At 61.4% G+C, this 25,174-nt stretch carries 29 protein-coding genes; 13 read left to right on the top strand and 16 right to left on the bottom strand.

The window, feature by feature from the left end:
• Positions 1-22 precede the first annotated feature (22 nt).
• The 4 genes from ACP7DE_RS06240 to ACP7DE_RS06225 all read left to right on the top strand — a co-directional run bounded on the left by ACP7DE_RS06240 (position 23) and on the right by ACP7DE_RS06225 (position 4,398).
• Complete coding sequence (locus ACP7DE_RS06240; protein WP_426071265.1) at positions 23-1,180, top strand: hemin-degrading factor; 1,158 nt, start codon at positions 23-25, stop codon at positions 1,178-1,180.
• 153 nt (positions 1,181-1,333) lie between these two features.
• Positions 1,334-2,251: an alpha/beta fold hydrolase gene (locus ACP7DE_RS06235; RefSeq protein WP_426071264.1), complete on the top strand. Its 918-nt coding sequence runs from the start codon at positions 1,334-1,336 to the stop codon at positions 2,249-2,251.
• A gap of 32 nt (positions 2,252-2,283) precedes the next feature.
• Complete coding sequence (gene ldcA, locus ACP7DE_RS06230) at positions 2,284-3,201, top strand: muramoyltetrapeptide carboxypeptidase (RefSeq protein WP_426071263.1); 918 nt, start codon at positions 2,284-2,286, stop codon at positions 3,199-3,201.
• Between the two features lie 18 nt (positions 3,202-3,219).
• Positions 3,220-4,398: a DUF418 domain-containing protein gene (locus tag ACP7DE_RS06225; protein ID WP_426071262.1), complete on the top strand. Its 1,179-nt coding sequence runs from the start codon at positions 3,220-3,222 to the stop codon at positions 4,396-4,398.
• Here the strand turns inward: ACP7DE_RS06225 and ACP7DE_RS06220 are convergent.
• Complete coding sequence (locus tag ACP7DE_RS06220) at positions 4,395-5,111, bottom strand: SOS response-associated peptidase (protein WP_426071261.1); 717 nt, start codon at positions 5,109-5,111, stop codon at positions 4,395-4,397. The two genes, ACP7DE_RS06225 and ACP7DE_RS06220, sit on opposite strands and share 4 nt — an antisense overlap.
• Before the next feature lie 145 nt (positions 5,112-5,256).
• Here ACP7DE_RS06220 and ACP7DE_RS06215 point away from each other — a divergent pair, with 145 nt between their 5' ends.
• Positions 5,257-5,478, top strand: a complete 222-nt coding sequence (locus tag ACP7DE_RS06215; protein WP_426071260.1) for a hypothetical protein — start codon at positions 5,257-5,259, stop codon at positions 5,476-5,478.
• Between the two features lie 20 nt (positions 5,479-5,498).
• Here the strand turns inward: ACP7DE_RS06215 and ACP7DE_RS06210 are convergent, their stop codons facing one another.
• The 11 genes from ACP7DE_RS06210 to ACP7DE_RS06160 all read right to left on the bottom strand — a co-directional run bounded on the left by ACP7DE_RS06210 (position 5,499) and on the right by ACP7DE_RS06160 (position 13,225).
• A complete protein-coding gene (locus tag ACP7DE_RS06210; RefSeq protein ID WP_426071259.1) occupies positions 5,499-5,744 on the bottom strand; it encodes a hypothetical protein in 246 nt (81 codons plus the stop codon).
• Positions 5,745-5,928: 184 nt separating this feature from the next.
• Entirely contained in the window at positions 5,929-6,129 is a 201-nt protein-coding gene (locus ACP7DE_RS06205; RefSeq protein ID WP_426071258.1) for a hypothetical protein, read from the bottom strand.
• Positions 6,130-6,294: 165 nt separating this feature from the next.
• Positions 6,295-6,501: a hypothetical protein gene (locus ACP7DE_RS06200; protein ID WP_426071257.1), complete on the bottom strand. Its 207-nt coding sequence runs from the start codon at positions 6,499-6,501 to the stop codon at positions 6,295-6,297.
• A gap of 192 nt (positions 6,502-6,693) precedes the next feature.
• Positions 6,694-7,263: a manganese efflux pump MntP gene (gene mntP, locus ACP7DE_RS06195; RefSeq protein ID WP_426071256.1), complete on the bottom strand. Its 570-nt coding sequence runs from the start codon at positions 7,261-7,263 to the stop codon at positions 6,694-6,696.
• 57 nt (positions 7,264-7,320) lie between these two features.
• The gene (locus ACP7DE_RS06190; RefSeq protein ID WP_426071255.1) at positions 7,321-8,175 is read right to left on the bottom strand and encodes an undecaprenyl-diphosphate phosphatase; all 855 of its coding nucleotides are present in this window, start codon (positions 8,173-8,175) and stop codon (positions 7,321-7,323) included.
• 95 nt (positions 8,176-8,270) lie between these two features.
• The gene (locus ACP7DE_RS06185) at positions 8,271-9,131 is read right to left on the bottom strand and encodes an alpha/beta hydrolase (protein ID WP_426071254.1); all 861 of its coding nucleotides are present in this window, start codon (positions 9,129-9,131) and stop codon (positions 8,271-8,273) included.
• A gap of 103 nt (positions 9,132-9,234) precedes the next feature.
• Complete coding sequence (locus ACP7DE_RS06180) at positions 9,235-9,876, bottom strand: hypothetical protein (protein WP_426071253.1); 642 nt, start codon at positions 9,874-9,876, stop codon at positions 9,235-9,237.
• Positions 9,877-9,972: 96 nt separating this feature from the next.
• On the bottom strand, positions 9,973-10,299 hold the full coding sequence (locus ACP7DE_RS06175) for a hypothetical protein (protein WP_426071252.1): 327 nt from the start codon (positions 10,297-10,299) through the stop codon (positions 9,973-9,975).
• A gap of 25 nt (positions 10,300-10,324) precedes the next feature.
• Positions 10,325-11,014: a hypothetical protein gene (locus tag ACP7DE_RS06170; protein ID WP_426071251.1), complete on the bottom strand. Its 690-nt coding sequence runs from the start codon at positions 11,012-11,014 to the stop codon at positions 10,325-10,327.
• Positions 11,015-11,124: 110 nt separating this feature from the next.
• A complete protein-coding gene (locus tag ACP7DE_RS06165; RefSeq protein WP_426071250.1) occupies positions 11,125-12,795 on the bottom strand; it encodes a DUF6138 family protein in 1,671 nt (556 codons plus the stop codon).
• A 112-nt stretch (positions 12,796-12,907) separates the two neighbouring features.
• Positions 12,908-13,225, bottom strand: a complete 318-nt coding sequence (locus ACP7DE_RS06160; protein ID WP_426071249.1) for a hypothetical protein — start codon at positions 13,223-13,225, stop codon at positions 12,908-12,910.
• 256 nt (positions 13,226-13,481) lie between these two features.
• On the opposite strand from ACP7DE_RS06160, the gene ACP7DE_RS06155 reads away from it, so the two are divergent.
• The 3 genes from ACP7DE_RS06155 to ACP7DE_RS06145 all read left to right on the top strand — a co-directional run bounded on the left by ACP7DE_RS06155 (position 13,482) and on the right by ACP7DE_RS06145 (position 15,817).
• Positions 13,482-14,552 (top strand): sensor histidine kinase, encoded by a 1,071-nt coding sequence (locus ACP7DE_RS06155; protein ID WP_426071248.1) that lies wholly within the window; start codon positions 13,482-13,484, stop codon positions 14,550-14,552.
• 15 nt (positions 14,553-14,567) lie between these two features.
• Complete coding sequence (locus ACP7DE_RS06150; protein ID WP_426071247.1) at positions 14,568-14,825, top strand: DUF1488 family protein; 258 nt, start codon at positions 14,568-14,570, stop codon at positions 14,823-14,825.
• 305 nt (positions 14,826-15,130) lie between these two features.
• A complete protein-coding gene (locus tag ACP7DE_RS06145; protein ID WP_426071246.1) occupies positions 15,131-15,817 on the top strand; it encodes a DUF3334 family protein in 687 nt (228 codons plus the stop codon).
• A 191-nt stretch (positions 15,818-16,008) separates the two neighbouring features.
• On the opposite strand, the gene ACP7DE_RS06140 is transcribed toward ACP7DE_RS06145, so the two are convergent.
• Together ACP7DE_RS06140 and ACP7DE_RS06135 are read right to left on the bottom strand one after the other, a co-directional pair.
• The gene (locus ACP7DE_RS06140; protein WP_426071245.1) at positions 16,009-16,611 is read right to left on the bottom strand and encodes a hypothetical protein; all 603 of its coding nucleotides are present in this window, start codon (positions 16,609-16,611) and stop codon (positions 16,009-16,011) included.
• Between the two features lie 454 nt (positions 16,612-17,065).
• Positions 17,066-17,614, bottom strand: a complete 549-nt coding sequence (locus tag ACP7DE_RS06135; protein ID WP_426071244.1) for a DUF2939 domain-containing protein — start codon at positions 17,612-17,614, stop codon at positions 17,066-17,068.
• A 210-nt stretch (positions 17,615-17,824) separates the two neighbouring features.
• Between ACP7DE_RS06135 and ACP7DE_RS06130 the strand changes: the two genes are divergently transcribed.
• From ACP7DE_RS06130 to ACP7DE_RS06115, 4 genes are all read left to right on the top strand, one after another.
• Positions 17,825-19,423, top strand: coding sequence for an ABC-F family ATPase (locus ACP7DE_RS06130; protein ID WP_426071243.1), 1,599 nt, complete (start codon positions 17,825-17,827; stop codon positions 19,421-19,423).
• Between the two features lie 237 nt (positions 19,424-19,660).
• Positions 19,661-20,794, top strand: coding sequence for a quinolinate synthase NadA (nadA, locus tag ACP7DE_RS06125; protein ID WP_426071242.1), 1,134 nt, complete (start codon positions 19,661-19,663; stop codon positions 20,792-20,794).
• Positions 20,791-21,657 (top strand): carboxylating nicotinate-nucleotide diphosphorylase, encoded by an 867-nt coding sequence (gene nadC / locus ACP7DE_RS06120; protein WP_426071241.1) that lies wholly within the window; start codon positions 20,791-20,793, stop codon positions 21,655-21,657. Before nadA ends, nadC begins: the two co-directional genes overlap by 4 nt.
• Positions 21,657-22,421 (top strand): substrate-binding periplasmic protein, encoded by a 765-nt coding sequence (locus tag ACP7DE_RS06115; RefSeq protein WP_426071240.1) that lies wholly within the window; start codon positions 21,657-21,659, stop codon positions 22,419-22,421. Before nadC ends, ACP7DE_RS06115 begins: the two co-directional genes overlap by 1 nt.
• Positions 22,422-22,463: 42 nt before the next feature.
• Here the strand turns inward: ACP7DE_RS06115 and ypfJ are convergent, their stop codons facing one another.
• Positions 22,464-23,357 carry a KPN_02809 family neutral zinc metallopeptidase gene (gene ypfJ, locus ACP7DE_RS06110; protein ID WP_426071239.1) on the bottom strand — a complete coding sequence of 298 codons (894 nt, stop codon included), beginning with the start codon at positions 23,355-23,357 and terminating at the stop codon, positions 22,464-22,466.
• Between the two features lie 177 nt (positions 23,358-23,534).
• On the opposite strand from ypfJ, the gene ACP7DE_RS06105 reads away from it, so the two are divergent.
• The gene (locus tag ACP7DE_RS06105) at positions 23,535-24,428 is read left to right on the top strand and encodes a GNAT family N-acetyltransferase (RefSeq protein WP_426071238.1); all 894 of its coding nucleotides are present in this window, start codon (positions 23,535-23,537) and stop codon (positions 24,426-24,428) included.
• 9 nt (positions 24,429-24,437) lie between these two features.
• On the opposite strand, the gene ACP7DE_RS06100 is transcribed toward ACP7DE_RS06105, so the two are convergent.
• Positions 24,438-25,136 (bottom strand): DAPG hydrolase family protein, encoded by a 699-nt coding sequence (locus ACP7DE_RS06100; RefSeq protein WP_426071237.1) that lies wholly within the window; start codon positions 25,134-25,136, stop codon positions 24,438-24,440.
• Between the last annotated feature and the right edge of the window lie 38 nt (positions 25,137-25,174).

The following is a 25,174-nucleotide window of genomic DNA, read 5'->3' as shown; positions in this document are numbered from 1 at the left end:
TGTTTGATTGAATGGTCTTTCTATGAAGTTATCCAAACTCGTTCTATCCCTGCTAGGCAGCCTGCTGATTGCAAACGCAAGCGCGGCCCCAGCCACTTTGGCGGAACGCTGGTCCACCTTGCGCACGGAACAGCCGAAACTGCAGATCCGCGACGCGGCGCGCGCGCTGGGTGTGTCTGAAGCGCAATTGCTGGCAACCAATATCGGCAAGGGCGTGACGCGCCTGCAGGCGGACGGCAACCAGCCGCGCGAAATCATGCGCGCTGCGCTCGACCTGGGCCTGGTGCAAGCGATCACGCGCAATGAAAACGGCGTCATCGAGACGACGGGCACGGCCAGCAAATTCAAGCAGGCGGGCGACAAGTCGGAACAGGCCGACGCCAAACAGGATCCGGAAACGCAAGCGCGCCAGCGCAATATCGCGGGCGGCTACCTGGGCGGCCAGATCGACCTGCGTTTCCACTTTGAAAACTGGAAATACGCATTTGCCGTGGAACAGCCAGGCCGCGATGGCAAGCCGACGCGCAGCCTGCAATTTTTTGACGCCAACGGCACGGCCGTGCATAAGATCTACCTGCGCAACGAGCCGGGCGTGGCCGTCTACGACAAGCTGGTGGCGACCTTCCGCATGCCGCAGCAAAGCGCGGAATTGAACGTGCTGGCTGTGGCGCCGAAAGCGGCGGAAAAGCCGGATGCCGAGATCGACGTCAAGGAATTCCAGCTGGCCTGGAAAGACATGACGGACGTGCACCAGTTTGCGCAAATCATGCGTGAATTCCATTTGTCGCGCGAACAGGCGCTGCGCCTGGCGCCGGCCGGCGTGGTCGAGCGCGTGACGCCCGCAGCGCTGCGCACCTTGCTGGAAAACGCTGCAAAGGACAAGGTCGCCATCATGGTGTTCCTGGGCAATGACGGCTTGACGCAGATCTACAGCGGCAAGATCGAGAAAACCATGGCCGCTGGCGGCTTCTTCAATGTGCTTGATCCGGACTTCAACCTGCACATCCGCGACACGGCCCTGCGCAGCGGCTGGGTCGTCAAGCGCGGCGGCGTCACTTCGGTCGAATTCTTCGATAACGACGGCACGCAAGTGGTCTCCTTCTTCGGCGTGCGCGAGCGGGGCAAACCGCAACCGCAAGCGTGGGTCGATCTGGCTGATTCCTTGCCTAAGGCCAAGTAAGGTGCATCACCGTTGCCGCGCGCCGTACCGGCGCGGCAACACTTCAGGATGAGTGCCGCGTGCCGGCCTCATGTCTGAAGCACAATAGTGGTATGCTGATTCCAAGGCCGCAGCGATCATGCCTGCGTGCTGGTTCCTGGAAAAGAGGCAATCATGGCAACCATCATGGCGAACGGCCTCAACATAGCTTATGAAAGCCACGGCAACCCGGACGATCCGTGTGTGCTGCTGGTCATGGGCCTGGGCATGCAACTGATCGCCTGGCCGGCTGACTTCGTCGAAGGCATCGTCGAGCAAGGTTTTCGGGTGGTGCGTTTCGATAACCGCGACAGCGGCTTGTCGAGCAAGATGGCGTTGGCGGGTAAGCCGTATTTGCCGCTGGCCTACGTGAAAAACCTCGTCGGCTGGCCCTTGAAAACTTCCTATACCTTGAATGACATGGCGGACGATGCGCTGGGCTTGCTGGCGGCCCTGCGCATTGCCCAGGCGCACGTGATCGGCGTGTCGATGGGCGGCATGATCGCCCAAGTGATGGCGGCGCGCGCGCAGCAGCAGGTGCTGAGTCTGACCTCCATCATGTCGAGCAGCGGCCGGCGCGGTTTGCCCGGCCCCACGCGGGCGGCGCGCAATGCGTTATTGCAACGTCCGAAACGCAATGCCAGCCGCGCCGAACTGATGGCGCACATGGCCGCCACCGTGCGCGTCATCGGCAGCCCCGCCTATCCCGTCTCGGAAAAACTGCTGTACCAACGCATCGAGGCAGCGTTGCAGCGGGGCAGTTGCCCTGAAGGGGTGGCGCGGCAAATGGTGGCGATTGCCGCCTCGGGCGAGCGCACGACGTTGCTGCCGAGCATCAGCTGCCCTGCATTGGTGATCCATGGCGCAGCCGACCCCCTGATTCCCGTCGCCTGCGGCATCGATACGGCGGCGCTGATCCCGGGCGCCCGGCTGGAGGTGATCGAGGGCATGGGGCACGATATGCCGCCCCAGCTGATCGAGCGCCTGCTCGCCTTGATCGATGTGCATCTGCAAGGTAAGATGGCGCCCCAGATGCGCTCCCAGCCAGCCTAGGCGCGCCCACCATTTGACTAGCCGGGCATATTTTGAAGACACCTGAGATTGGCATCGCCATTGTGGCGCCGGGCGGTTGCGCGCCCGATGAAGCGGCCGTGGCGCGCGGCATCGCCCGCTTGCAGGCGCAAGGCGCCACCATCCACAATTACTACGACCCCGAGCACACATTCCAGCGCTTCGGCGGCACGGATGCGGGCCGCCTGGCGCAGCTTGATGCCGCAGCTGCCGACCCGGCCGTGCAGGTGGTGATCGCCTTGCGCGGCAGCTACGGCATCAGCCGCATCCTGCCCGAGATCGATTTCCAGGCCATGGCTGACAGCGGCAAGCTGTTTGTCGGCTACAGCGACTTCACGGCTTTCCACATGGGATTGATGGCGAAAACTGGCCGTGCCAGCTTTGCCGGCCCCATGATCTGCGACGATTTCACCCGCGACGAACCTGAGCAATTTACGCTCGATCAGCTGTGGTCGTGCCTGGCCGGCCCCACGCACACGGTGACGGGCACGGCAGAGGGCAATCCGCAGGTCGAGGTCACCGGTAAATTATGGGGCGGCAACCTGGCCATGCTGGTGCACTTGCTGGGTACGCCATATTTCCCGCAGATTGACGGCGGTATTTTGTTCCTGGAAGATGTCAACGAACATCCGTACCGGGTCGAGCGCATGTTGCTGCAATTGCTGCACGCGGGCGTCATTGGCAGCCAGCAAGCGGTGGTGCTCGGTGACTTTTCCGGCTACAAACTGAGTCCCATGGACAAGGGCTACGATGTCGACGCCATGCTGGCGTATGTGCGCCAGCGCTTGCCCGTGCCCGTGCTGACGGGGCTGGAGTTCGGCCATATCCGCCGCCGGGTTACCTTGCCGTTCGGCGGCCAGGCGCGGCTGCAATCGGATGCATCCGGCTTCACCCTGCAGGTGAGCGACTACCCCACCTTGTCGCACCCCTGAACGCCCGCCCTGAACTCCATGTCCGCCAAACCCCGCCGTTTGCTGCAGCTCGATGTGCTGCGCGGCATCGCTGTGTTTGGCATCTTGCTGGTGAATATCTGGTCGTTCGCCTGGGGCAGCCTGTCCTTGCGCTATGGCACCTTGCCCGCGCAACCGCCCGTACTGGATCAGCTCGTCATATTCGGCGTGGCCGCGCTGGCGCAATTCAAGTTTTACCCCATCTTCGCTTTTTTGTTCGGCGCCGGCTTTGCCCTGCAGACACGTTCCCTGAAACGCCAGCTGGGCAGCTGGGAGGCCGCGCAAGCCGCCTACCGGCGCCGTTTGCGCTGGCTGCTGGTGTTCGGCCTGCTGCACGGTTTCCTCATCTGGAGCGGCGACGTGCTGACCTCGTATGCCGTCGCCGGCATGCTGATCCTGCCGCTGGCAGCCGCCAGGCTGAGCCGCGTGCGCAACCGCACCTGGTTGGTGGCGGGCGGCTTTTTACTGTTCATGTGTTTGCTCATTCCAGTGGGCCAGCAGGGCGGCGCAGCGGACATCGCGCGCGACCTGCACAGTTTTGCGGAGCGCTATGCCATCTACACGCAAGGTAGCGCGTGGGCCGTGGCCCAGCTGCGCGCCAACGATTTCCTCGCGTCCTTGCTGTACGCCACCGTCATGCTGCCGCATATCATCGTGCTGTTCCTGCTCGGTATCTTGTCCGTGCGTTGTGGCTGGCTGACACAGCCGCAGCGCCACCAGCGCCTGTGGCGCCGCGTGCGTGCCGTGGGATTCGGCGTGGGCTTGCCGTTCAACCTGCTGGCGGCGGGCGCCGTCGCGTGGCAGGTGGCTGATCCCTATCAAACCGTGTTCGATACGGCCTTGTTCGAAGTGGGCCTGTTCGCCGGCGGCCCTGTGCTGGCGGCCGGCTACGTGGCGGCGCTGATGCTGGCCGGTCCCTTCATGTTGCGCTGGCTGGGCGCATGGCTGGCACCCGTGGGACGCATGGCGCTGAGCAATTATCTGCTGCAATCGTTGATCGGCACCTGGCTGCTGCAGGGGCCGGGCCTGGGCTGGGGCGCCAGGCTGCGTCCCGCCGAGATGCTGGGGCTGGCCGTAGCGATCATGGCGGGGCAGGTGATGCTCAGCCGCTACTGGCTGCGCTGCTTCCGCCAGGGACCGATGGAAGCGCTGTGGCGCCGCCTGGCGCGCTTGCCTTAATCGGTTCCCCAGTCAAACGCGCCTTGCGGCGATGCCGGCAGCGGCGCCTTGGCCTTGGCCGTGGGCACGAGGGGATTATCCACGGCATGCCATTCAAACAGTTCCACGTCGAGCATGCAGGTGCGCGCCAGGTGCAGCGCTTGCTCGGGCGACAAGGCGGGATCCAGCCAGCGGTGTGCGTCTTCCAGGCTGACGGCCACGGGGCGGCGGTCGTGGATGTCGACCATGCCGCCCAGGCTGTCGGCCGTCACCAGCACGAAGCCCGCTTCCTCGCGGTTGTGCTTGTAGGGACCAAACTGGGCCAGCACCAGCAGGAACAGGCGCGCACGGTCGCGGCGGTGGATGTGCCACGGCTGCTTGCTGCCTTTTTCACCCGTCCATTCATACCAGCCATTGGCGCAGACGATGCCGCGCGCCCCGCGCAGTAGCGGCTTCCAATACGCGCCGGCGAGTTTTTCCAGCCGTGCATTGATGGCGATGGGGATTTTTTTCTTGCCGGGCGCGGGCACGGCCTGCGCGGCCCAGGCGGGACGGTAGCCCCAGAAGACGTCGTCGACCCGGTGCACGCCGTCCTCGATATGCAGCACGGGCCGGTACGTGCCGGGCGAGACGTTCAGGTGTGGCTCGGCCTCGCTGTCGAACACCGCGTCGGTCCAGCCGAAGGATGACGCCAGCATGCGCGCCGTGTCATTTTGATCGAATCGTCCACACATGCTGAAATCATACCCGATCGCCACGGCGCACGCGGGCTGGCACGCGCTGGGCGCGGATGTGGGCCAACGTACAGACTGCGGCCCGCGTGTGGCGCAGAGTGGAGGCCTGTCAGATTCTTGGCGCTATTCTTGCACCGGAGGAAATATGTCTTTTGAAAATCCTACCATCCACAAAGGTTTTACCATCAGTGCCACGGCCAGCCAGCGCCGCGATGGCCGCTGGGTTGGTTCGTATGTCAGCCAGAACCAGGCGTGCGGCGCGTATGCCGATACCTGCGATTACGATGATTGCAGCAATGAAAAAGAGGCGCAGCAACTGGCGCTGTCCGTCGGCTGGCGCCTTGCCGATGGGGTGCCGGCACGTTAGCTGCGCGGCTGCGCGCTGCGTCAGCTTTTGCGCCGCAAGGCCAGCAGCAAGCCTGCCGCAGGGAAGAGCAGGCTGGCGGCCAAGCGTACGCCGGTCAAGGAAGCCGTCTCCACACCCAGCACGTGCGGCAGGGCCAGCAGTAACAGTGGCGCGGGCACGGCGATGGCAAAGAAAAACAGGTACCACGAGTAACCCTTCTTTTTGGCCAGCAAGGCAATCAGGGCGCAGCCGATCAGGAAGACCAGCGGTAAATTCACATATTCCATGGTGACGCACTCTAGGCAAGGGGAACGCGATTATACGCGCCATCCGCCTGGGCTGGGCCGCTCATGGCCTTGCGTAGTCTTAATTGCCAAGCAGGTCAGGCGGCTGTGGCGCCTGCTTGCAGCCAGCCGGCGCCTCGGCCGGCAGCAGCGCCTTGATGGCGCCGTTATAGATGAGTTCGTGGGCCTACGCCGATGCCTCGATCAATCCCGCATGCACGGACTTGAAGCTGCTGAGCGTTTCAATCAGTACGGGCTTGGCATACACCTGTTGCGTATCACCGCGCTTGCTGATTAAAATCTTCCCCCTGTAGCGCCCATCCTTCTCCAGCGTCCCCGCCACATGAAATTCATAGCCCCCGATCTGGTGTTTTTGTTGCTGATCCATGTCTCCCGCCTCCAGACCTGATTGTCGTGGCCCAGACCTGTCTCGATGTTTGCTGCAAGCGTAGCGAGCGGAGGGGATGTGTGGCTGAGAAGCACAACCGCACTGAAGTGCGGTGAGCATCGCCAGCCGCAAAGCCCCCCGCGCAGTTGCTTGCAACAAGCGTCCTCACCCCGCGCGAATGGCGCGGATTTGCTGGGCCGTTTCCTCGATCTCCCGATATGCTTCCTGGATATAGCCATTGATCGGGTGCTCGTCCATCCACTCGAAATAGGCGCGCTCGTCGTGTTTGATGGCAAAAGGGACGTGGTGGTCGCGTATCGACTCTGCCGTCTCACGCACCAGCGAGGCAAAAAGCAACTCCAGAGTTTCCATGATGGTCACCTTGCGAGGCAGGAATGCAGAGTTATGAATGTAGCACAAAGTGCGCGTTTGTCCACGCCGGTCGCCGTGGCGTGCGCGCCTGCCAGGTCTGCGTTGCGGCGATCATGACGCCAGGCGGAACGCTGTGTGTCCTCACGTCAACCTGGATTGTAAAGTTATCTTCATTTCGCGCCGGCCCAGGCCTCAGGCCGGATGGCCGAGATGCTCGTATAAAATCACGCAGCCGATGATGATCAGCACCAGACCGCCCACCAGTTCGGCGCGCCGACCCGCCACCGTGCCCAGCACGCGGCCCAGCATCACGCCCAGGGTGACCATGACGAAGGTGGAAAAGCCGATGGCGGCGGCCGTCACGACGATGTTGGCGCCCAGCAAAGCCAGGCCCGCACCCACCACCATGGCATCGATGCTGGTGGCCAGGCCGGTGACAGCCAGCACCCAGAACGAGTGCGACTGGGCCGGCGCTTCTTCCTCGTCGGCGTCGGAAAGGGCATTGCGTATCATCAACAGGCCGATGATGCCCAACAGGCTGAAGGCAATCCAGTGGTCCCATGCTTCCACGTAGGGCGCTGCCACGCTGCCCAGGGCCCAGCCGATGATGGGCGTGATGGCTTCGATGACGCCAAAAATCAGGCCCGTGCGCAGCGCCTCGCGCCATTGCGGCTTGTGCAGGGCGGCGCCCTTGCCCACGGCGGCCGCAAAGGCATCGGTGGACATGGCAAGGGAGAGGGCGGCGGTGGCGGCGAAATTCATCGTTGGCTTTCTGTAAAACCTGGCTGGGATGTGTATAAACTAAGAAACCCGGCGATTTTACCCTACGTACAACACGACCATGGAAGCGGCCAGGCAATACGCGCCAAAGAAATGCCAGCGCCCCTGTTCCAGCCAACGCGACAGCCAGCGCAGGGCCAGCAAGCCGGCCAGGAAGGATAGCAGCATACCCAGCAGGCTGGGGCCGAGCAGGTGCAGCAGGCTGTTGCCGTGCTCCAGATGGTCCAGGCTGCCATTTGCCACGGCCTGGTAAAAGCGCCAGCCTTCCTTGAGCAGCACGGCGGGCGTCAGCACCACGGCCAGGGCAAAGCTGAATTCCTCGGCGCGGCGCTGCGGCACGCCCATGGCGATGCCGGCCGAAATGGTGGCGCCCGAGCGGGAAAAGCCCCGGAAGGGCAGGCACAGGCCTTGCACGGCGCCGATCACCATCGCCTTGCCGATGGACAAGGTGCCGTGCTGGCGCGCTTGCAGGCGCGAGGAAACGATGATCAGCACGCCGGCGGCGGCCAGTGCGGCGGCCATCAGTTTGGCGTTGCCGAACAGGTGCTCGATTTCAAAGCCGGGCGCATCCTTGCTCATGATGTGCGTAATGCCCTTCAGCAAGCCAAAGCCGACGAGGCCTGTCAGGGCCGTGGCGGCCACGAGCAGCAGGACATTGCTGCGGAAGGCGGTGGCCGAACGGAAGTACGTGGCGCGCCAGGATGTCCAGAAATACACGATGACGGCAAACATGGTGCCCGTGTGCAGCATCACCAGCAGCATGGTCAGCTCCGGCGATGTGGGGTCCAGGCCCATCCATTTTTCCGCCATGATGACGTGGGCGGAGCTGGAAACGGGCAGCAGCTCGGCGAAGCCCTGGACGATGGAAAGAATAAATAGTTGCAAAAAGCTCATGGGACTCTGGACTCAGACGGGGCAAGATGGGCCGCCGATTTTACCCGCCCGCTACGGCGGGCGCGTCCTGCAGCAGATTACAGTTTGTCCATGTTTTATTGGCTGACCGGCAACGGCGGTTTGAATACGGCGCGGAACGCCTTCAAGGCAGCCGCGTGATAGATCGTGCCATGGCTTTCTTCCGGCATCTTTTTCTGATGCCACTGCAAGCCGGGCGGCGCCTGTTTTTCCAGCACTTCGGACAGGCGTTGCACTTCGACTGCGATGCCCGCCTCGCTGCTGGACGCCAGGTACAGGCTGTGCCTGCCTGGCTTACCCTTGGCCAGCAGGGTTGCCGCCTGGCGCGGCAGGGCGCCATGGTTCCACCACAGGCTGGGGTCGAACGCCAGGTAATGGTCGAACAGTTGCGGCTCCAGCAGGTACGTTTCCACCACGAACAGGCCCGCCAGCGATTCGCCGACGATGGCCGTTTCACCCGTCGTGCGGTAGCGCCGTTTGACTTCCGGCATCAGTTCATCGCGGATGAAAGCCCGGTAAGCGGACGCGCCGCCCACCAAGGGGGCGATCTTGCGGTCTTCGGCACTGTCCGTCGGCCCCGTCAAATCGCGCCGGCGCTGCGTGTTTTGCATGCCGACCAGCATGAAAGGGCGCATCGTGCCATTCGCCACCGACACTTGCAGCAAGCCGGCCACATGCAGGAAATCTTCCTGCACGCCGCCGTCCGGCATGTACAGCACAGGCAATGGGGCATCGGGCGGTGTATCCCAGGCGCGCGCCATGTACACATTGATGTGGCGCTTTTCCCGCAGCGCCTGCGAATCGATGCTGAAACTTTCGCCGATGACGAGCGGCTTGGCCGCGCCGGCGGTAGCGGTCGGTACGGCTTGGGCAAGGTGGAAGGGGCTGGACAGCAGCAGGGCGGCGGTAAGTTGCAGTGCAAGGCAAGAGCGGCGCATGTTTTCCTGGGACAAGTAGTTGGATTGATGGCGTGTATTTGTATAGACATGCCATCAGGCAATTCTATCTTATCCATTTTATCGTCGACGCGGCCTTACTTGATTACTTGATCGTCAAGAGTTCCCGTTCGAGCACGACGCCCGCCTTGTCCACCGTATAGGCGACCAGCAGCGCGCCATCGTCGGCGCAGGCATGGCAGCTCTTCAGGGGCGTGGAAAACAGCAGGCGCTGGCCGCCATCGCCAGTGGCCGTGCTACCGACGAAATCGGCGGGGGCAAAAGCCACGGCGTCCGGGTGGGCGGCGGCAAACGCACGCCAGGCGGGCGTGGCGCGGTCTTCCTCGCGCACGGAATCCTCGTCAACGTCGATGGCCGCGCCATCACTGCCGATCAGCAGGCTGCCTTCATTCGTGTTGGCGCGGAAAGGATAGGTGACGGTAGCCAAGGCCACTTTGCCCAGCGGGCGCCAGGCGGAGATGAAGCCCGCCTTGTTTGCCTTGACCAGCATCCTGGCGGCGGCGATGGCTTGTGGACGCGCGCCGGCGCGCTGCATGGTGCGCAGCAGGCAGACGTCGGGCGCGGTATGCGATTGCTCGCTGCGGCAGGCCGACAGCGAGCGTTCCGTCCACACGGCGCGCGCGTCGATGGGGCCCGTCTCCCGGGCATGGGCCGCCTGCATGGCGGTGAGGGCGGAGCAAGCAAGCATGGCGCAACCGAGTGCGTGGCGGGAAAAACGTGTGGACATGGAGTGGCCTTTCAATAGCGGAAACACGAGAGTCTCCGATTATAGGAGGGGGGCGGCGTGCTGGCGCGCACGGCTGGCTGGCCGCTTGCGCCTCGCTTAACGCTTCTTTGCCGCCGCCTGGCGCAGCGCCTTGGCTTCCTGCTTGTTGAGAATGTGCGGGCGTGTGGCCAGCTCAGCCTTGACGGCGGCGATGGCGGCGCCGAACTGCTGCTCGGCCTGCGCTGGGCTGGCGCCTGCATAATCGTGCTGGTTGGATTGGGCGGCGCGCAACCGGCGCAGCAGCGCCAGCAATTGCTTGCCGTGCAGGCTGGCGAGGTCCTGTGCCAGTACTTGCTTGACCAGCGCGCCTTCCACATGCTCGGGGTCAATCAGGCGCAGCAGGGCCAGGCCTGCGGGCTGTGGGGCCGGAGTAAATTTGTTCATCCGGCCATTCTAAACGACGCCAGGATTACAGGTAATCCCAGATTTCATCGAATGTTTCGCGCGCGAAATCGTTGCGCCAGGCTTCCGAGTTCTTTTCGCGGCTGACGGCAAACACGGCACGCCAGGTCTGCTTCAGCGCACTGGTGTAGGTTGCGGCGATTTTTTTCAGGCCGGCTGTACATTGCTCGACCTTGCAGCCGCTTTTGGCCAGTTGCTGGGCGGCAGCCGCCCATGCCACTGGCACTTTGACGACCTGGCATTCGAAGCTGACGGCGGCCGTCTGCATGCCGTTTTCCACCGTCACCGGGTCCGCCTTGGTGGCTTGGCACACGGCGCCATTCTTGGCGGCGATGACATTCGCGGCCAGAAGTTCGGCGGCCGGGGTCACGGCTGCTTGCATGGCGGCCGGGAACAGGTCGGCGATCAGCTTGCCGGTTTCCGTCGGGAACTTGGCGTCCGCTTCCTTCAAGCCGCTGTACGACGCATATTCGGCGCTCTGGTGGCCCGCCAGGCGGGTGGGGCGCAGGTAGGCGTTGAGCTTGGCGACGCTGGCTTCATCCTTGTTGATGATGGTTTTGATGTACAGATTGGCCACCTCGACCGGGGCCAGTGCGACGGCTGTTTCGGCGGCGATGGCGGGTTGGGCCAGCGCCACGGCAGCCGCAAAGCTTGCTGCCAGCAGGGCAGCGCGCGATGTTTCTTGTGTTTGATGCATGTATTTTCTCCACGATTCGATGTCAGGCGCCAAAAGATATCTTGCAGTAATTCTGGCGCGCGCATTGTATATGGTGAAAGTCATAACGTTGCGCACATAACGTAGTGACCTCAAGCGTCCGCCCTGCTCGCCGCTGCCAGCAAGGCCAGCAGCAGCTCCTTGCGCCGGCCATGCGCCTTGCGGGCCAGGGCCGCGAGTTTTTCCAGCTTGCCCCAGATCGGATACAGCATGTGCTCCACCAGATAACCTTCCAAGCCCTGCAGTTGCTGGCAGAACAGTTCCAGTTTCTCCACGTCTTCCAGTTCTGCCTGGATCTTGACTTTTGCGTTATCCGTGCATGCGCGCAGACACGCTGCCAGCACGGGAGCAGAGTCGTGCGTGACGCCATGTTGTTCGGCGAAGGCGGCCGTAAACTGATCCTGCACGGATTGATGCTCTTCGTCGACGTTGGCCATGTAGTGCTGCACCAGGGGGAAATAACGCGCGTCGAGCAAGCCCAGGCCAAACGTGGCATAGCTGCCGGGCATGCAATTTTTTTCACCTTCCGTGTCGGCATAGAATTCGAATTGCTCGATGGCCGCGCGCGCATATGCTTCCAGCTGCGGCTGCAGGGCAGGCCAGGCGAGGGCGTTGGCAAAGAAGCGGTGCGTATCGGATTTGGCCAGTCCTTTCAAGGGAAGATATTGCTTCACCTTCGATTTGAGCTTGATCTGGTAGCTTTTCGGGAAACCGTTGTTCAGCAGACGCGTGATGAACGCCAGCGCCTGCGCATACGCGTCTTCTTCTTCCCGGAAGATGCTGATGTTGATCGTGGCAAACACGTCGTTGGCGCGGCATTCCAGCAGTGCATTTTTTATATGGATGTCGGCATCGGGGAAGCTGCCGCTGCCTTCTGACAGCATGCGCACGGCCCGTTCGCTGCCCAGTTCGCGGGCAATTTCCAGGAACTTGAGGCCCTTTGATTTGGCGTAGCTCGGTTCGTGGCGCAATATCATCACGGCGCCATACAGCAGCAGATCGATCGGCTGCAGCGCTTGCGTATCGGGCGCCGCGCCCGTTTTCAAGGTGTATTTCGTGCTGCAATAGGCCGATTGCTGCACATCATAGAACTGCGGCAGAAATTGCTGCTCCGCCCAGGCCGACACGGCCTGGATGATATCGCTGCGATGTTCTGCCAGCGCCTGCGGCCGTGACTTGTTCAACTGCTCGATGCGTTCGAATTGCGCAATCGTCCAGGCGATATCGGGCTGCGGAAACAGGTAAGGATCGAGCAGGTGGCGCGTCAGGAAAAACGTTTCCAGCTTTTTTGTCGGCCTGCTGCCGCGCTCCAGTTTTTGCGTGATGTAAGTGTGTATGTGCTCGAGCAAGGTTTGGCGCTTGCCTTCGTTGACGTAGTCGATCAGCTTCAGGTGCAGCTTGCCCTGTGCCGTCTGGAATTTGCCGCGAAAGCTGAAGCGATAGTCGATCAGGGGCGTGTCGGCCAGTTTCTCCAGCTTCGCTAGTACCATGGCAGCCAGCTGGGGCGCGATGGTGTCGCGCACGACGGCTTCATCCAGGCGCGATGGCGTCCTTTGTGCGAACTCATCGGTATCAGTCAGCTGGAAATCGTCGGCCGTCGTGCGTCCGGGTTTGTAGTCGAGCAAAAAATCATTAAAGATACCCATCCGCAAGGTGGTCCGGTTCACGGCGGCTTCCAGGTCGGTACGCTTCAGGCGCTCGACAAACCACGCCTCCACGGCCGCCATCATTTCCGCCGTTGCCTGCGCTAAAAGTGTGTTCATTGACTTCCCTGCATCGTGCGTGACAGCGCCACCGGCTGCCGTCACGGTCATGTTTAATATAAAGCACTATTTTAGGTGCTCAAGCCTGGCCGCAACAAGGGCCGCACAGTTGTCAGGACGGGGCGGTGAGGAAGCGCGCGTCGATGTCGTCGGACTGCGGCCCCACGGTGATCGTGGTGTGCCAGCCGGAAGGCTTGTCTTTGCCATCAAACAAGGCGATGCGCGTGTGGACAAACAGGACCGAATACACGCCGGATTTCATGTCGCGGTTCAAGTCCCAATGCATCAGTTCGATGGCTTCGCCTATGCGCGGCAAATGGGCGCCCGGCGGTAGCAGAATGTTCTGGTTGATGAATTCCCTACTCGGCCCCGGTTCCTTCTGGCGCGGATCGATGTAGCGGAACGAAACGCTGGTAACGATGTTTTGCATGCGTAGCACCTGCTTGGTTATGTATCTGATGACAATAGCACAGGGAGACGGTCGGCGCGTGCGCTGCACGGCGCCAGGCGGGCTTGCGCGCGACTATGTTCGGTAGCAGACGGTACTTGCCAGCTCACCACGCTAGGCTTGTTTATTCTTAATCATTGAGATTGCTGGAAACGCCATGATGCATATATTCCTAGCTGAAAATCGCGCCGAGCTGGAGCGCCGTTGCCGAGATAAAGTTGCCAAGAGGCCGTTGCGATTGCCGACCGATCAACAGTTGCAACATGGCATACCCATCTTCCTGGATCAGCTGATCCGCACTCTGAAGGCGGAGGAGGAGGGCCAGATGGCGAAGAGCCTGGCCATTTCCGGCCCCGCCGATGGCAATGCGCTGGCGACATCGGAACTGGCCGACAGCGCCACCACGCATGGCGGGCAGTTGCTGGCGCTGGGCTATTCCGTCAGCCAGGTGGTGCACGATTATGGCGACCTGTGCCAGGCCGTCAGCGATCTTGCCGTAGCGCTGGACGAGCAATTTGCTGTTGAGGAATTCAGGACGCTTAACCGTTGCCTCGACAACGGCATTGCCGAAGCCGTTTCCGAATTTACCCAGCGGCGTGACGTGCTCATTGCGAATGAGCAGGCACTGGCATTGAGCCAGCGCATCGGCTATTTTGCCCATGAATTGCGCAATCACCTGGGCACAGCCAGCCTGGCCGTCGCCGCGCTGAAACAGGGCAGCATGGGCGTGGCGGGTGCGACTGGGGCTGTGCTCGACCGCAGCCTCGTGGGTTTGCGGACGCTGATCGACCGCTCGCTGGCGGAAGTGCGGGTGGAGGCGGGCCTGACCTTGCAGCGCTCGGTTTTCTTCTTGAGCAACCTCATCAGTGAATTGAGCCATTCGGCCAACCTGGAAGCGGAATTGCTACGTTGCACCTTGATTGTGGAAGAGGTCGCTCCCTTGCTGCAGCTCGATGCGGACAAGGATTTGCTGCTCTGTGCCGTGGGGAACCTGCTGCAGAATGCGTTCAAGTTTGCCGCGCCGAGTGGCACGGTGGTGCTGCGCGCGTATGCGAACGGCGAGCGGATCAGGATCGAAGTGGAAGACAATGGCGTCGGCCTGTCGCCGCAGGCCGCAGATGACTTGTTTTTGCCCTTTACGCAAGGCGGCGCCAACAAGACGGGCCTGGGCTTGGGGCTGTCGATTGCCCGGCGCAGTGTGGAAGCAAATGGCGGCAGCTTGAGCGTGGAAAGCGTGCCTGGTCATGGCTGTGTCTTCATCATCGACCTGCCCCTGCATGTCGGGGCTGTCGCCACGTTGGCCATATGAACGGGCGCGGCGGCCATGCCTTATGACATCCTGCGCGACAGCATCGCACTCGAGCCAGCGGGCGACGCTATCCGCTTCCATCTGGCTGTTTTTGGGGTTGAAAAGTCTTGCCGCATTACCGTGACCGCATTGCGCAGCCTGGACCAGAGTCAGGGCGGCGACTTGCTGGCCATCTTCGACCTCCACCGGCTGCGCATCGGCCAGCGCGCCTTCGCATATCTGAGCCGCGATCTGCTGGTCAGTAGCGTGGTCTTGCGGGCACTTGATTTTTAGTTACTATTTCCTGTGCCGATGCCCATGCTCAGCCCAGATATGGTATTTCCGCACAGATCGTCAAGTAAATGCAGGTATGGCTGGACGGAAATGTTACATCTGGGTATTCTGCGCATCTGATACTTATTTCTATACAGAAAAAGTAAGAGGGCGGTTCGTGTCAGCGGCAACGCGGCTCGCACGGCTAGGCAAGGTCAGGCATGCAAAGGTGACGTCGTCCGCTTGCTGAGCGAAACTATCGTGTTTCGGCTCGCGACGGGCGGGGAAACAGTGCTGTCATCTTAAAATAGTAGGAGAGGTTGCTCATGGATGCAGAAAAGGATGTTGTGTACGGTACAGAAGATTTGTTGATGAGTTTGTGCAACTCGGTGGTTCGGGTGCTCAACGTTGCAACGCAAAGCAGAGTCAATTATTCAGGCATGGTGCAGCGCATCACGAAGACCGGCCTGAAGCCGGACATCGGTTGCTTCGTGATGTTCGATGGCGGTTTCACGGGCCTGGTGGTGCTCAATTTTGCCGCCGATACGGCGATGGAAATCTACGAGCGCTACATGTTGCACATGGGCATGCCGAAGTCGGAACTGGCCAATTTCTACACGTCGGACGAAGTGTCGAACATCATGGGCGAGCTGATGAACCAGATCGTGGGCGACTTCACGGGCAAGGTGCGACGCGAACTGCAAACGAACATCACCCAGAGCCAGCCGAAGATGCTGGTGCTGAACAAGCAGGTGATGCTCAGCGTCGACACGCCGCTGGACCGCCCGGAAATGCGCCGCGTCACCTTCTACACGGAAAAGAACAATATTTTCTATCTGGAACTGGCGATCGACCGTACCGAGTTCATCAAGCTGCACGATTTCGATTCGCGCGAAGTCGATGCCGACTCGCTGATGGATACGGAATACGCGAACCGCGAACGCGACGCTGCGCCGGCAGTGGAACCGGAAGACGACGACAACGCCGACCTGCTCAAGTCCCTGGGCATGTAAACGGGCTTCGCCACTAGCGGCGGCATGCTTGCCGCCGCTAGCCGAGGATGTTTGCCTTGCGCAAGCTGTCCGGCAAAAATATACCCCCCCCCAGAATATCAAACACAACTAACAGCGGGCCACCGATCCACGCAAGGGCCGTGCCTGACGCCATGTCCAAAGAACATGTGGCACAGGGAGGCGATCATTGCTTATTTCATTTCCGGCCATGCCAACACCTCGTGCGCGCCGCCGCGAGGCTGGGCGCGGGGCAACGAAGATACTTTTTCCAGCCGCCGTTCTCCCGCGATGCCGGCCTGCTTGCCAGCATCGAGCGACCAGTACTCGAGCGCATACACATAGCTGCCATCGACGATGGTCAGCGATTCCTTCTGGCGTCCGTTGGGCGCCTTGTAATACAGACGCCGCGCGGGCCTGCCATCCACCGTCTGTTTGAACGCTTGCGGCGAAATCGTGACGCGCTTGCCCGTCTTGCCTGCCATCGACATCGCCGTGATCGTTACGTAGGCCCTGTCCGGGCAACGCGCCAACAGGTGCGCGCCGCTCAGCACAGTGGGGTGCGCTTGATCCTGCGGGAAGCCATACGGCTGCGTGCCGACGATATCGTGGCACTCCATCTGCTGTGCCAGGGCCGTCAGCGCTGCCGGGTCGAGCGCGCTGCTAAAGTGTTTTTCTTCGGCCTGCGCCTGTCCCAACGCCCAGCGGCGCTCCAGCTCGGCCAGCGAAATGTCGCTGGGCACGGGCAGCAGCGCGGGGGCATCCGGATCGGCGGCGCTGGACGTTTCCGCCTGCATGCGCGAGGCGACAGAATGGCTGCGCTCGGCGGTGGCTGCCCCATCGAAGGCATGGGTGCATGGTGTGACACAGGCAAGGCCAAGTGTAATAGTTGCTATAAAAGCATGTTTTGTGGGCATACAGCCTTATGGAGTTGAACTGGCGCGTCAATTAGTTCTGCACCGGAGTAGGGATTGAGATTTTATGCATTCTGGCATTGAGTGAAGTAAGTGGCGCGTACGATATGAATATATTGCCAGTATGTATTTTCATATTTTCAACAAAAGGTCAGTGCCGTTTTTGCTTATTCTCCGAATAAGCGCTTTCGGCGACAAGAAATTCATTGCCACTTATCACAGCTCATACCATGTGTCGACTAATCTGAGTCTGGCCGCACGTGGTGATCGGCAGATGAGTGGCATATTATTTTCCCATCTCCGTGCCAATCCACATCGGTGCTAATATCAAGGTTACCTACCTCCCGGCCATCGCCGACGCAATTTCAATCGAACTCAGTTTCCAGTCCCACACGCCATGGCGCAGCAGGACCAGTGCGCCTTCCTGTGCCTTGCCATCCTTCGCGCGCACGACGAAGGTGTTCACGCCGGCATAGCTCGCCGAATAGTCGGCCTTTTGCTGCGCGCCATCGGCCGGGGCATCCGCACTTGCATCCGCTCCCGCTTGCGGGCCGACGGCGCTTTTGTTGACCAGCGCAACGACGCCAGCGGGTGAGACCATGGTGTCGACCATCTTGCCCAGCATGGCGTTGGCGATCGACTGGCCCAGGGCGGCCAAGGGATTGTCGCTGCCGGCTGTTGCCTCGATGCTGCGGGCCATATTGCTTTCCAGCTGAGCCTTGACGCTGGCGCGCAAGGCGGGGAAGTCCACGTGTGTGGCCAGAGCCTCGGCGTTGCGTTCGGCCAGGGCGGTCTTGATCTGGTGCAAGGCGTAGTACGGCGAAGCGTAGGTGATGGCGGCGACGGCAATGACGGCCACGGCCGCGGCGATAGTGATTTTTTTCAAGTGAAGCCTGTGAGGTGGAGGGTAGAAAACGGATGTCACGCAGCGTATCCGCTAAATTAAAATACGGCAATCATATTTTCTTGCCATTATTTCTCCGCATACATTCCGGTCGCCCATGGCGGACCACTATAGAGTGATGAGGGTGGGTGCTGTATAATGGAAGGAAAGTACTTAACTAGCTGTTTTAACTGAATAAAGACCCAATATCACATGCTATCTACAGCAAATATTACGATGCAGTTTGGCGCCAAGCCATTGTTTGAGAATATCTCCGTCAAGTTCGGCGACGGCAACCGCTATGGCTTGATCGGCGCCAACGGCTGCGGCAAGTCGACGTTCATGAAGATCCTGGGCGGCGACCTGGACCCGTCGGGCGGCAACGTCATGCTCGACACCAACGAACGCCTGGGCAAGCTGCGCCAGGACCAATTCGCCTTTGAAGACATGCGCGTCCTCGACGTGGTCATGATGGGCCACACGGAAATGTGGGCCGCCATCCAGCAACGCGACGCGATCTACGCGAACCCGGAAGCGACGGATGACGATTACATGCAGGCGGCCGATCTGGAAGGCAAAGTCTCCGAATACGACGGCTACACGGCCGAATCGCGCGCCGGCGAACTGCTGCTGGGCGCCGGCGTCGCCATTGAGCTGCATCAAGGCCCGATGAGCAATGTCTCGCCAGGCTGGAAGCTGCGCGTGCTGCTGGCCCAGGCGCTGTTCTCGAACCCGGACATCCTGCTGCTCGACGAGCCGACGAATAACCTGGATATCAACACGATTCGCTGGCTGGAAGACGTGCTCAACGAGCGCAATTCCACCATGATCATCATTTCCCATGATCGCCACTTCCTGAACCAGGTTTGCACCCACGTAGCCGACATGGACTACGGCACCCTGAAGATTTATCCAGGCAACTACGACGAATACATGTTCGCTTCGACCCAGGCGCGCAACCAGCAACTGGCCAACAACGCGAAAGCGAAAGACAAGGTTGCCGAGCTGCAGGAATTCGTGCGCCGCTTCGCCGCCAACAAATCCAAGGCCCGCCAGGCAACGTCGCGCGCCAAGCAGATCGAAAAGATCAAGGTCGACGACATCAAGCCATCGTCGCGCGCCTATCCGTTCGTGCGTTTCGACGGCGAAAAGAAATTGCACCGCCTGGCTGTGGAAGTCGAGAACATCTCGAAAGGCTTCGACCGCCAGCTGTTCAAGAATTTCAGCATCATGGTCGAAGCGGGCGAGCGCATCGCCATCATCGGTGCCAACGGCGCCGGCAAGACCACCATGCTGCGTTGCATCGCAGGCGAGATCGCCGGCCTGCAGCCAGACCAGGGCCGCGTGAAGTGGGCGGAAAACGCCAACGTCGGCTACATGCCGCAAGACCCGACGGAAGATTTCGCCAAGGACACGAACCTGACCGACTGGATCGGCCAGTGGACGAAAGAGGGCGACGATGATCAGGCCGTGCGTTCCATCCTGGGCCGTTTGCTGTTCGGCGGCGACGATGTGAAAAAGGCTGTCAAGGTGTTGTCCGGTGGTGAAAAAGGCCGCATGATGTACGGCAAGCTGATGCTGGGCCGCCACAACGTGCTGATGCTCGATGAACCGACCAACCACATGGACATGGAATCGATCGAATCCTTGAACATTGCGCTGGAAAAATACGCGGGCACCCTGATCTTCGTCTCGCATGACCGCGAATTCGTGTCGTCGCTGGCCAACCGCATCATCGAGATCAAGGAAGATGAAGTGGTCGATTACCGTGGCAACTACGAGGATTACCTCAGAAGCCAAGGTATTGATTAAACACCTGATCAAACCTACTGCGCGTCGCGCTTTGCGGCCTGTGATGCTCACCGTACTTGTGTACGGTTGCGCTTCTCGGCCACAAATCGCTGCCGCTCGCTACGGTTTTATCAGGCGTTTGGAGAGCTGGTGGTGTACTCTGATATCACCCACACCGACGCGCCGCGGTCTATTCGTTCCGGCGCAGCAGCTTCATTGCGTTCGTGCCGGTCTATCCCGTTTTTGTTTGACACAGCCATGCAAACTTTAGCCATTAAATCCGTCGAATATGAACATCCACAAGACGGAACCAGCTGCACTGCCCACGCCTGGGCACGCACGCCAGCGACGCCGTCCCCGGCTGAAAAAGCCGAACTGATCACGCGCATCAAGCGCCTGCTGATCGAGCGCGAAGCCGTGCTCGTTGCCCACTACTACGTTGATGCTGACCTGCAAGACTTGGCCGAAGCCACGGGCGGCTGCGTCTCCGATTCCCTGGAAATGGCCCGCTTCGGGCGAGACCATCCGGCCAAAACCCTGCTCGTGGCCGGCGTGCGTTTCATGGGCGAAACGGCGAAGATCCTCAGTCCCGAGAAAACCGTGCTGATGCCCGACCTCGACGCGACCTGTTCGCTCGACCTCGGCTGCCCGGTGGACGAATTCACGGCTTTCTGCGATGCCCATCCGGACCGTACGGTCGTTGTCTATGCGAACACCAGCGCGGCTGTAAAAGCGCGCGCCGACTGGATGGTGACGTCGTCCATCGGTCTCGACATCGTCGCCCACCTGCATGCGCAGGGCAAGAAAATCCTCTGGGCGCCCGATAAACACCTGGGCTCGTATATCCAGAAGCAAACGGGCGCCGACATGCTGCTGTGGCAGGGTAGCTGCCTGGTGCACGACGAATTCAAGGGCATCGAACTCGATTTGCTCAAGGAAGAGTATCCGCAAGCGAAGGTGCTGGTACATCCGGAATCGCCCGCCAACGTGGTGGCGCTGGCCGACATGGTGGGCTCGACGTCGCAAATGATTGCGGCAGCGCAAACCATGGACACGGATACCTTCATCGTCGCCACCGACAACGGCATCCTGCACAAGATGCGCGCGGCCGCGCCGGGCAAACGCTTCATCGAAGCGCCCACGGCCGGCAACAGCGCCACGTGCAAGAGTTGCGCACATTGCCCGTGGATGGCCATGAATGGCTTGTTGAACCTGGCGCAAACACTGGAAAACATGCACAACGAAATCCACGTCGATCCCGCAGTCGGCCAGCTGGCCGTGCGCTCGATCAATCGCATGCTTGACTTCGCCGCCGCCAAGAAGGCGGGCCTCAAGCCGGGCGCGGACCTGGCAAAAGAAACCACATTGTTCCAAGGAATCGGTCCAGCATGAGTACCCTCGTTAATTCTTTCACCCCTTTCGATGCCGCCCTTGCGCGCGCATTCGAAGGCAATCTGCTGGCCGCCTTGCTGGAAGACGTGGGCCAGTGCGACCTGACGGGCGAGCTGGTGCCGCCCGACCACATCGTCACGGCCCGCGTCATCGTGCGCGAAGCAGCCGTGCTGTGCGGCGCACCGTGGTTCGAAGGCATCATGAAAAGCCTGGATCGCAGCATCGATATCGCTTGGCATTACGCCGAAGGCGACAGGATGACGGCCGACAGCGTCGTCTGCACGATTCAGGCGCCGGCGCGCGCCTTGCTCACGGCCGAGCGCAGCGCCCTCAATTTCCTGCAACTGCTGTCGGCGGTCGCCACGGCCACGCGCCAGTATGTCGATGTGATTGCCGGCACCAAGGCATCCATCCTGGACACGCGCAAAACCTTACCTGGCCTGCGCCTGGCGCAAAAGTATGCGGTGCGCGTCGGCGGCGGCAAGAACCAGCGCCTGGCGCTGTACGACGGCATCCTGATCAAGGAAAACCATATCGCGGCCGCTGGCGGCGTCAGCCAGGCCCTGGAAAACGCGCGCAACCTCGACGCGGGCGTGCCCGTGCAAATCGAGGTGGAAACCCTGGCGCAATTGCAGGAAGCGCTGGACGCGGGCGCCGTGTCTGTGCTGCTGGATAACTTCAGCAACGAGATGATGCGCGCCGCCGTGGCCCTGACGAAGGGCCGTGCCTTGCTGGAAGCGTCGGGCGGCATCAATGTCGATACCGTGCGCGCCATTGCCGAAACAGGTGTGGACCGCATCTCGATCGGCAGCCTGACCAAGGATGTGCGGGCCACCGATTACTCCTTGCGCATCGTCGGCTGATGGGTAGAGCGGGGCGGCGCCTGCTGGCCTTGGCGCTGCTGTGGCCGGCATTCGCCATGCCTTTGCCGGTGCAGGCGCGCGAGCTGCTGGCCGTGGGTGCGCAGTTCGAGCGCGTGTTCGAGTATCAGGAGAGCGGCGAATATGGCGGACTGGGCGCGGAATTGCTGCGCCTGATGGCGGCGCGCACGGGTCATACCGTGCGTTTTCGCATGGTGCCGTGGGCGCGCGCGCAAGCCATGCTGGTGCAGGGCCAGGCCGATATCTTGATCGGCCCCTACAAGACGCCCGAGCGCATTGCCAGCATGGGGTTTTCCGACAAGCCGTTTTACCAGGACCAGATGGTCTTTTATACGCGCCAGGACGCCAGTTTTGGCTGGGATGGCGATTACAGCGTGCTGAAGCAGCGCAGGGTGGTGCTGCTCAACGGCTGGGCCTACGGCGCGGACTGGGAGCGTGTGCGGCCCAGCTTGCAGGTCAGCGTGGCCAACAATGTGGAAAATGGCTTGAAGATGCTGGTGCACAATCACGTCGACGTGTTCGTCAGCAACCGCCGCAACACCGACCCCGTGATTGCCCGCCTCGGCTATGGGCGCCAGGTGAAACCCCTGCCCAAAGTCATCGAAATACAGAACGGCTATTTTGCGTTTCCCCGCTCGCCCGCCTTTGACAAGTTGCGCCTGCAGTTTGACCAGGAACTGAATAGCCTGATCGAGACAGGCGAACTAAAAAGACTGGGCAAGCGCTACGACGTCGGCATGCCCTGAGCGCATGCCGCCAGACCAGGCGGCATGCTTGCTTTGCCTGCATTACAGCTGGCGCGCCTCAAACGTATTGCACTGTGCAATCTGGCCGCTCTCGATGCCCTTGCTGAACCAGCGCACGCGCTGTTCCGAGGTGCCGTGCGTAAACGAGTCCGGCACGACATGGCCTTGCGACTGCCGCTGCAGCGCATCGTCGCCGATGGCCGTGGCCGCTTTCAGGGCCGCTTCCACGTCGCCCTGTTCCAGGATCTTGCGGTCCTGGTTCGCGTGATACGCCCACACGCCGGCAAAGCAGTCGGCCTGCAATTCCAGGCGCACGGACATGGCGTTGGCCTGGCGCTCCGATTGCGTGCGGCGCGCCTTGTCGACCTTCTCGGATAAGCCCAGCAGGTTCTGTACGTGGTGGCCCACTTCATGGGCGATCACATAGGCTTCGGCAAATTCGCCCGAGACCTTGAAGCGCTGCTGCATCAGCTTGAAGAATTCGAGGTCCAGGTAGACTTTCTGGTCGCCGGGGCAATAGAAAGGCCCGCTGGCGCTCTGGCCCGTGCCGCAGGCCGTCGGCGTGCTGCCGGAGAACAGCACCAGCTTCGGTTTCACATAGCTGCCGCCTTCGGCCTTGAACAGCGCGCCCCAGGTGTCTTCCGTATCGGCCAGCACGGTTTTCACGAAGCGGGCCATCTCGTCCGATTCGGGCGGCTGGCGCGCCGGCGCCTGGCTTTGCTGGGTGCTGACCTGGCCGCCACCGCCGCTGAGCAGGTTCAGCAAGGTCAGGGGATTGACGCCCAGCACATACGAGCCGACGAGGGCGATGACGATGGTGCCGATGCCGATCGAGCGGCCGCCAAAACCAAAGCCGCCACCGCCGCCGCCCCCACCACCGTCTTCGCCACGGCGGTCTTCCACATTGTCGCTTTCGCGATTGCCATCCCATTTCATAATATCTACTCCTGCTGCGATTTGCGATTGATTGGTGACGTTTGAAAATGCCTCTTGCGACGAATCTTATAACGAGTCTTATAACGACTCTTATAATTATCGCAGCAAACTGCGCCGCGACAGGGGCGACAGTGTTACGCTTTGCAACTTTCCAACCACACCACAACAGGTGCACGCATGGCGCTTGCCAACGATACACGCATTTCGCCCACGGCGGTGGTCCAGGCACAACTGGACGCGTATAACGCACACGACGTGCCGGCCCTGCTGGCCATCTACGCCGATGATGCGCAGCAATTCCAGCATCCCGCTACCTTGCTGGCCGCAGGCAGTGCGCAAATCGGTCCCCGTTTCACGGCCCGTTTCGCCGCCAGCAAGCCGCAAGCGCAGTTGCTCAACCGCATCGCCTGCGGCAAGCTGGTGATCGACCATGAAATCGTGCATGGCGACACGCCGGACGGTGTTTCCGCGCAGGAACTGGTGGCGAGCTATGAGGTGGAGCAGGGACGTATCGCGCGTGCCTGGTTCAGCTTTGGCGCCTTGACCAGCCTGCGCGTGGCGCTGCCGGCCGACGTGCCGCAAATGAACGCACTGATCGCCCGCTCCGGCGTGGCACTGAGCGCCGGGTTTTATAGTGAAGAGCAGGCCGAGGCCGTGACGCGCCATGTATTCGGCGTCGATACGCAACTGCTTGCCGACCGGACGTACTTCGTCATCGAACGCGATGGCGTCATGCTGGCCTGTGGTGGCTGGAGCCAGCGCGCCACCCTGTATGGCGCCGACCGCGCCAAGTGCTGGCCGGACCTGCTGCTCGATCCGGCCAGCCAGCCGGGCCGCATCCGCGCCTTCTTTGTGGAGCCCGCAGCCGCCCGCCAGGGCCTGGGCAGCATGCTGATGCGCCATTGCGAACGGCAGGCGCTGGGCGCCGGTTTCAGTGCGCTGGAACTGGCCGCCACCTTGCCCGGCGTGCCGCTATACCTGGCCAGCGGCTTCGCCGTTACTGAAGAGTTTCATCTGGACTTGCCCGATGACATCAAACTGCCGCTGGCGCGCATGCACAAGCGGCTGTGAGCCGCCGGCTTACCAGGGCAGCGGGGCCTTTTCCCCGTTGGCATGCTCGCCGTAATACAGCGAGGGCAGGAAGCGTGACAGATAGGTAAATTCGCTGTAGCAATGGCGCAGCAAATTCAGACCCAGCACGTCAGGCACATCGCGCACGGGATCGAGGCTGTTACGACCCAGCAGGAAGCGGCTGCGCAGCACGCAGCCCGTGGGCGTGTCGCGCGTCAGGTGCAGCATTTCGCCATCGAGCGGGTCGCCCTGCGGGTCCAGCTGCACATGCTCGCCAAAGCCGATGCGCGCGCAGATGGCGGCCGACAGGGCGCCGCTGTCCTTTGCCTGTTGCAGTTGCGCCGGATCAAACACGTCTTCCGGATCGTGGAACTTCAGCTTGGCTTTCACGGGCGGAATGTCGCCCAGGGATTCCACCGCTTCGATCGAGGCGCCGTAGTAACTCTCTCCCTTTTTCCACGCGCTGTTCCAGCCATGGTGCGCCACGTGGTCGTGCGGATGCCACCACTTGATGTGCTGCGTCGTCTCGAAAAACGTAAACCACCAGTCCAGCATGCGCCCGCTGCAGCCGTGCAGCTCCGTGCGCGCCGCCACCAGCAGGCAGCCATTATCCAGGCGAGTGATGCCCGTTTCCAGGTGCAGGGGAAACGGGTCGAGCAAGTCGCCCGTGCTGGTGATGCTCCATGGGAATTCAATATGCTTCGTCATGTCGTTCTCCTTTGTTAGGGTGCGACAATTATATATTA

Source organism: Janthinobacterium sp. DSP2-3-3, assembly GCF_049897325.1.
Classification (GTDB): Bacteria; Pseudomonadota; Gammaproteobacteria; order Burkholderiales; family Burkholderiaceae_D; genus Janthinobacterium.
The sequence above is the reverse complement of the archived record's forward strand: the minus strand, read 5'-3'. Positions and strand labels throughout refer to the sequence as shown.

Coding starts and splice junctions, on each gene's coding strand:
- ACP7DE_RS06150 (WP_426071247.1), top strand. CDS start 14,568: ATGCCTTATGACATCCTGCGCGACAGCATCGCACTCGAGCCAGCGGGC.
- ACP7DE_RS06210 (WP_426071259.1), bottom strand. CDS start 5,744: ATGGAATATGTGAATTTACCGCTGGTCTTCCTGATCGGCTGCGCCCTG.
- ACP7DE_RS06215 (WP_426071260.1), top strand. CDS start 5,257: ATGTCTTTTGAAAATCCTACCATCCACAAAGGTTTTACCATCAGTGCC.
- ACP7DE_RS06185 (WP_426071254.1), bottom strand. CDS start 9,131: ATGCGCCGCTCTTGCCTTGCACTGCAACTTACCGCCGCCCTGCTGCTG.
- ACP7DE_RS06235 (WP_426071264.1), top strand. CDS start 1,334: ATGGCAACCATCATGGCGAACGGCCTCAACATAGCTTATGAAAGCCAC.
- ACP7DE_RS06220 (WP_426071261.1), bottom strand. CDS start 5,111: ATGTGTGGACGATTCGATCAAAATGACACGGCGCGCATGCTGGCGTCA.
- ACP7DE_RS06130 (WP_426071243.1), top strand. CDS start 17,825: ATGCTATCTACAGCAAATATTACGATGCAGTTTGGCGCCAAGCCATTG.
- ACP7DE_RS06140 (WP_426071245.1), bottom strand. CDS start 16,611: ATGCAGGCGGAAACGTCCAGCGCCGCCGATCCGGATGCCCCCGCGCTG.
- ACP7DE_RS06205 (WP_426071258.1), bottom strand. CDS start 6,129: ATGGATCAGCAACAAAAACACCAGATCGGGGGCTATGAATTTCATGTG.
- ACP7DE_RS06165 (WP_426071250.1), bottom strand. CDS start 12,795: ATGAACACACTTTTAGCGCAGGCAACGGCGGAAATGATGGCGGCCGTG.
- ACP7DE_RS06100 (WP_426071237.1), bottom strand. CDS start 25,136: ATGACGAAGCATATTGAATTCCCATGGAGCATCACCAGCACGGGCGAC.
- ACP7DE_RS06240 (WP_426071265.1), top strand. CDS start 23: ATGAAGTTATCCAAACTCGTTCTATCCCTGCTAGGCAGCCTGCTGATT.
- ACP7DE_RS06190 (WP_426071255.1), bottom strand. CDS start 8,175: ATGAGCTTTTTGCAACTATTTATTCTTTCCATCGTCCAGGGCTTCGCC.
- ACP7DE_RS06175 (WP_426071252.1), bottom strand. CDS start 10,299: ATGAACAAATTTACTCCGGCCCCACAGCCCGCAGGCCTGGCCCTGCTG.
- ypfJ (WP_426071239.1), bottom strand. CDS start 23,357: ATGAAATGGGATGGCAATCGCGAAAGCGACAATGTGGAAGACCGCCGT.
- mntP (WP_426071256.1), bottom strand. CDS start 7,263: ATGAATTTCGCCGCCACCGCCGCCCTCTCCCTTGCCATGTCCACCGAT.
- ACP7DE_RS06145 (WP_426071246.1), top strand. CDS start 15,131: ATGGATGCAGAAAAGGATGTTGTGTACGGTACAGAAGATTTGTTGATG.
- ACP7DE_RS06170 (WP_426071251.1), bottom strand. CDS start 11,014: ATGCATCAAACACAAGAAACATCGCGCGCTGCCCTGCTGGCAGCAAGC.
- nadC (WP_426071241.1), top strand. CDS start 20,791: ATGAGTACCCTCGTTAATTCTTTCACCCCTTTCGATGCCGCCCTTGCG.
- ACP7DE_RS06180 (WP_426071253.1), bottom strand. CDS start 9,876: ATGTCCACACGTTTTTCCCGCCACGCACTCGGTTGCGCCATGCTTGCT.
- ACP7DE_RS06115 (WP_426071240.1), top strand. CDS start 21,657: ATGGGTAGAGCGGGGCGGCGCCTGCTGGCCTTGGCGCTGCTGTGGCCG.
- ACP7DE_RS06160 (WP_426071249.1), bottom strand. CDS start 13,225: ATGCAAAACATCGTTACCAGCGTTTCGTTCCGCTACATCGATCCGCGC.
- nadA (WP_426071242.1), top strand. CDS start 19,661: ATGCAAACTTTAGCCATTAAATCCGTCGAATATGAACATCCACAAGAC.
- ACP7DE_RS06225 (WP_426071262.1), top strand. CDS start 3,220: ATGTCCGCCAAACCCCGCCGTTTGCTGCAGCTCGATGTGCTGCGCGGC.
- ACP7DE_RS06200 (WP_426071257.1), bottom strand. CDS start 6,501: ATGGAAACTCTGGAGTTGCTTTTTGCCTCGCTGGTGCGTGAGACGGCA.
- ACP7DE_RS06105 (WP_426071238.1), top strand. CDS start 23,535: ATGGCGCTTGCCAACGATACACGCATTTCGCCCACGGCGGTGGTCCAG.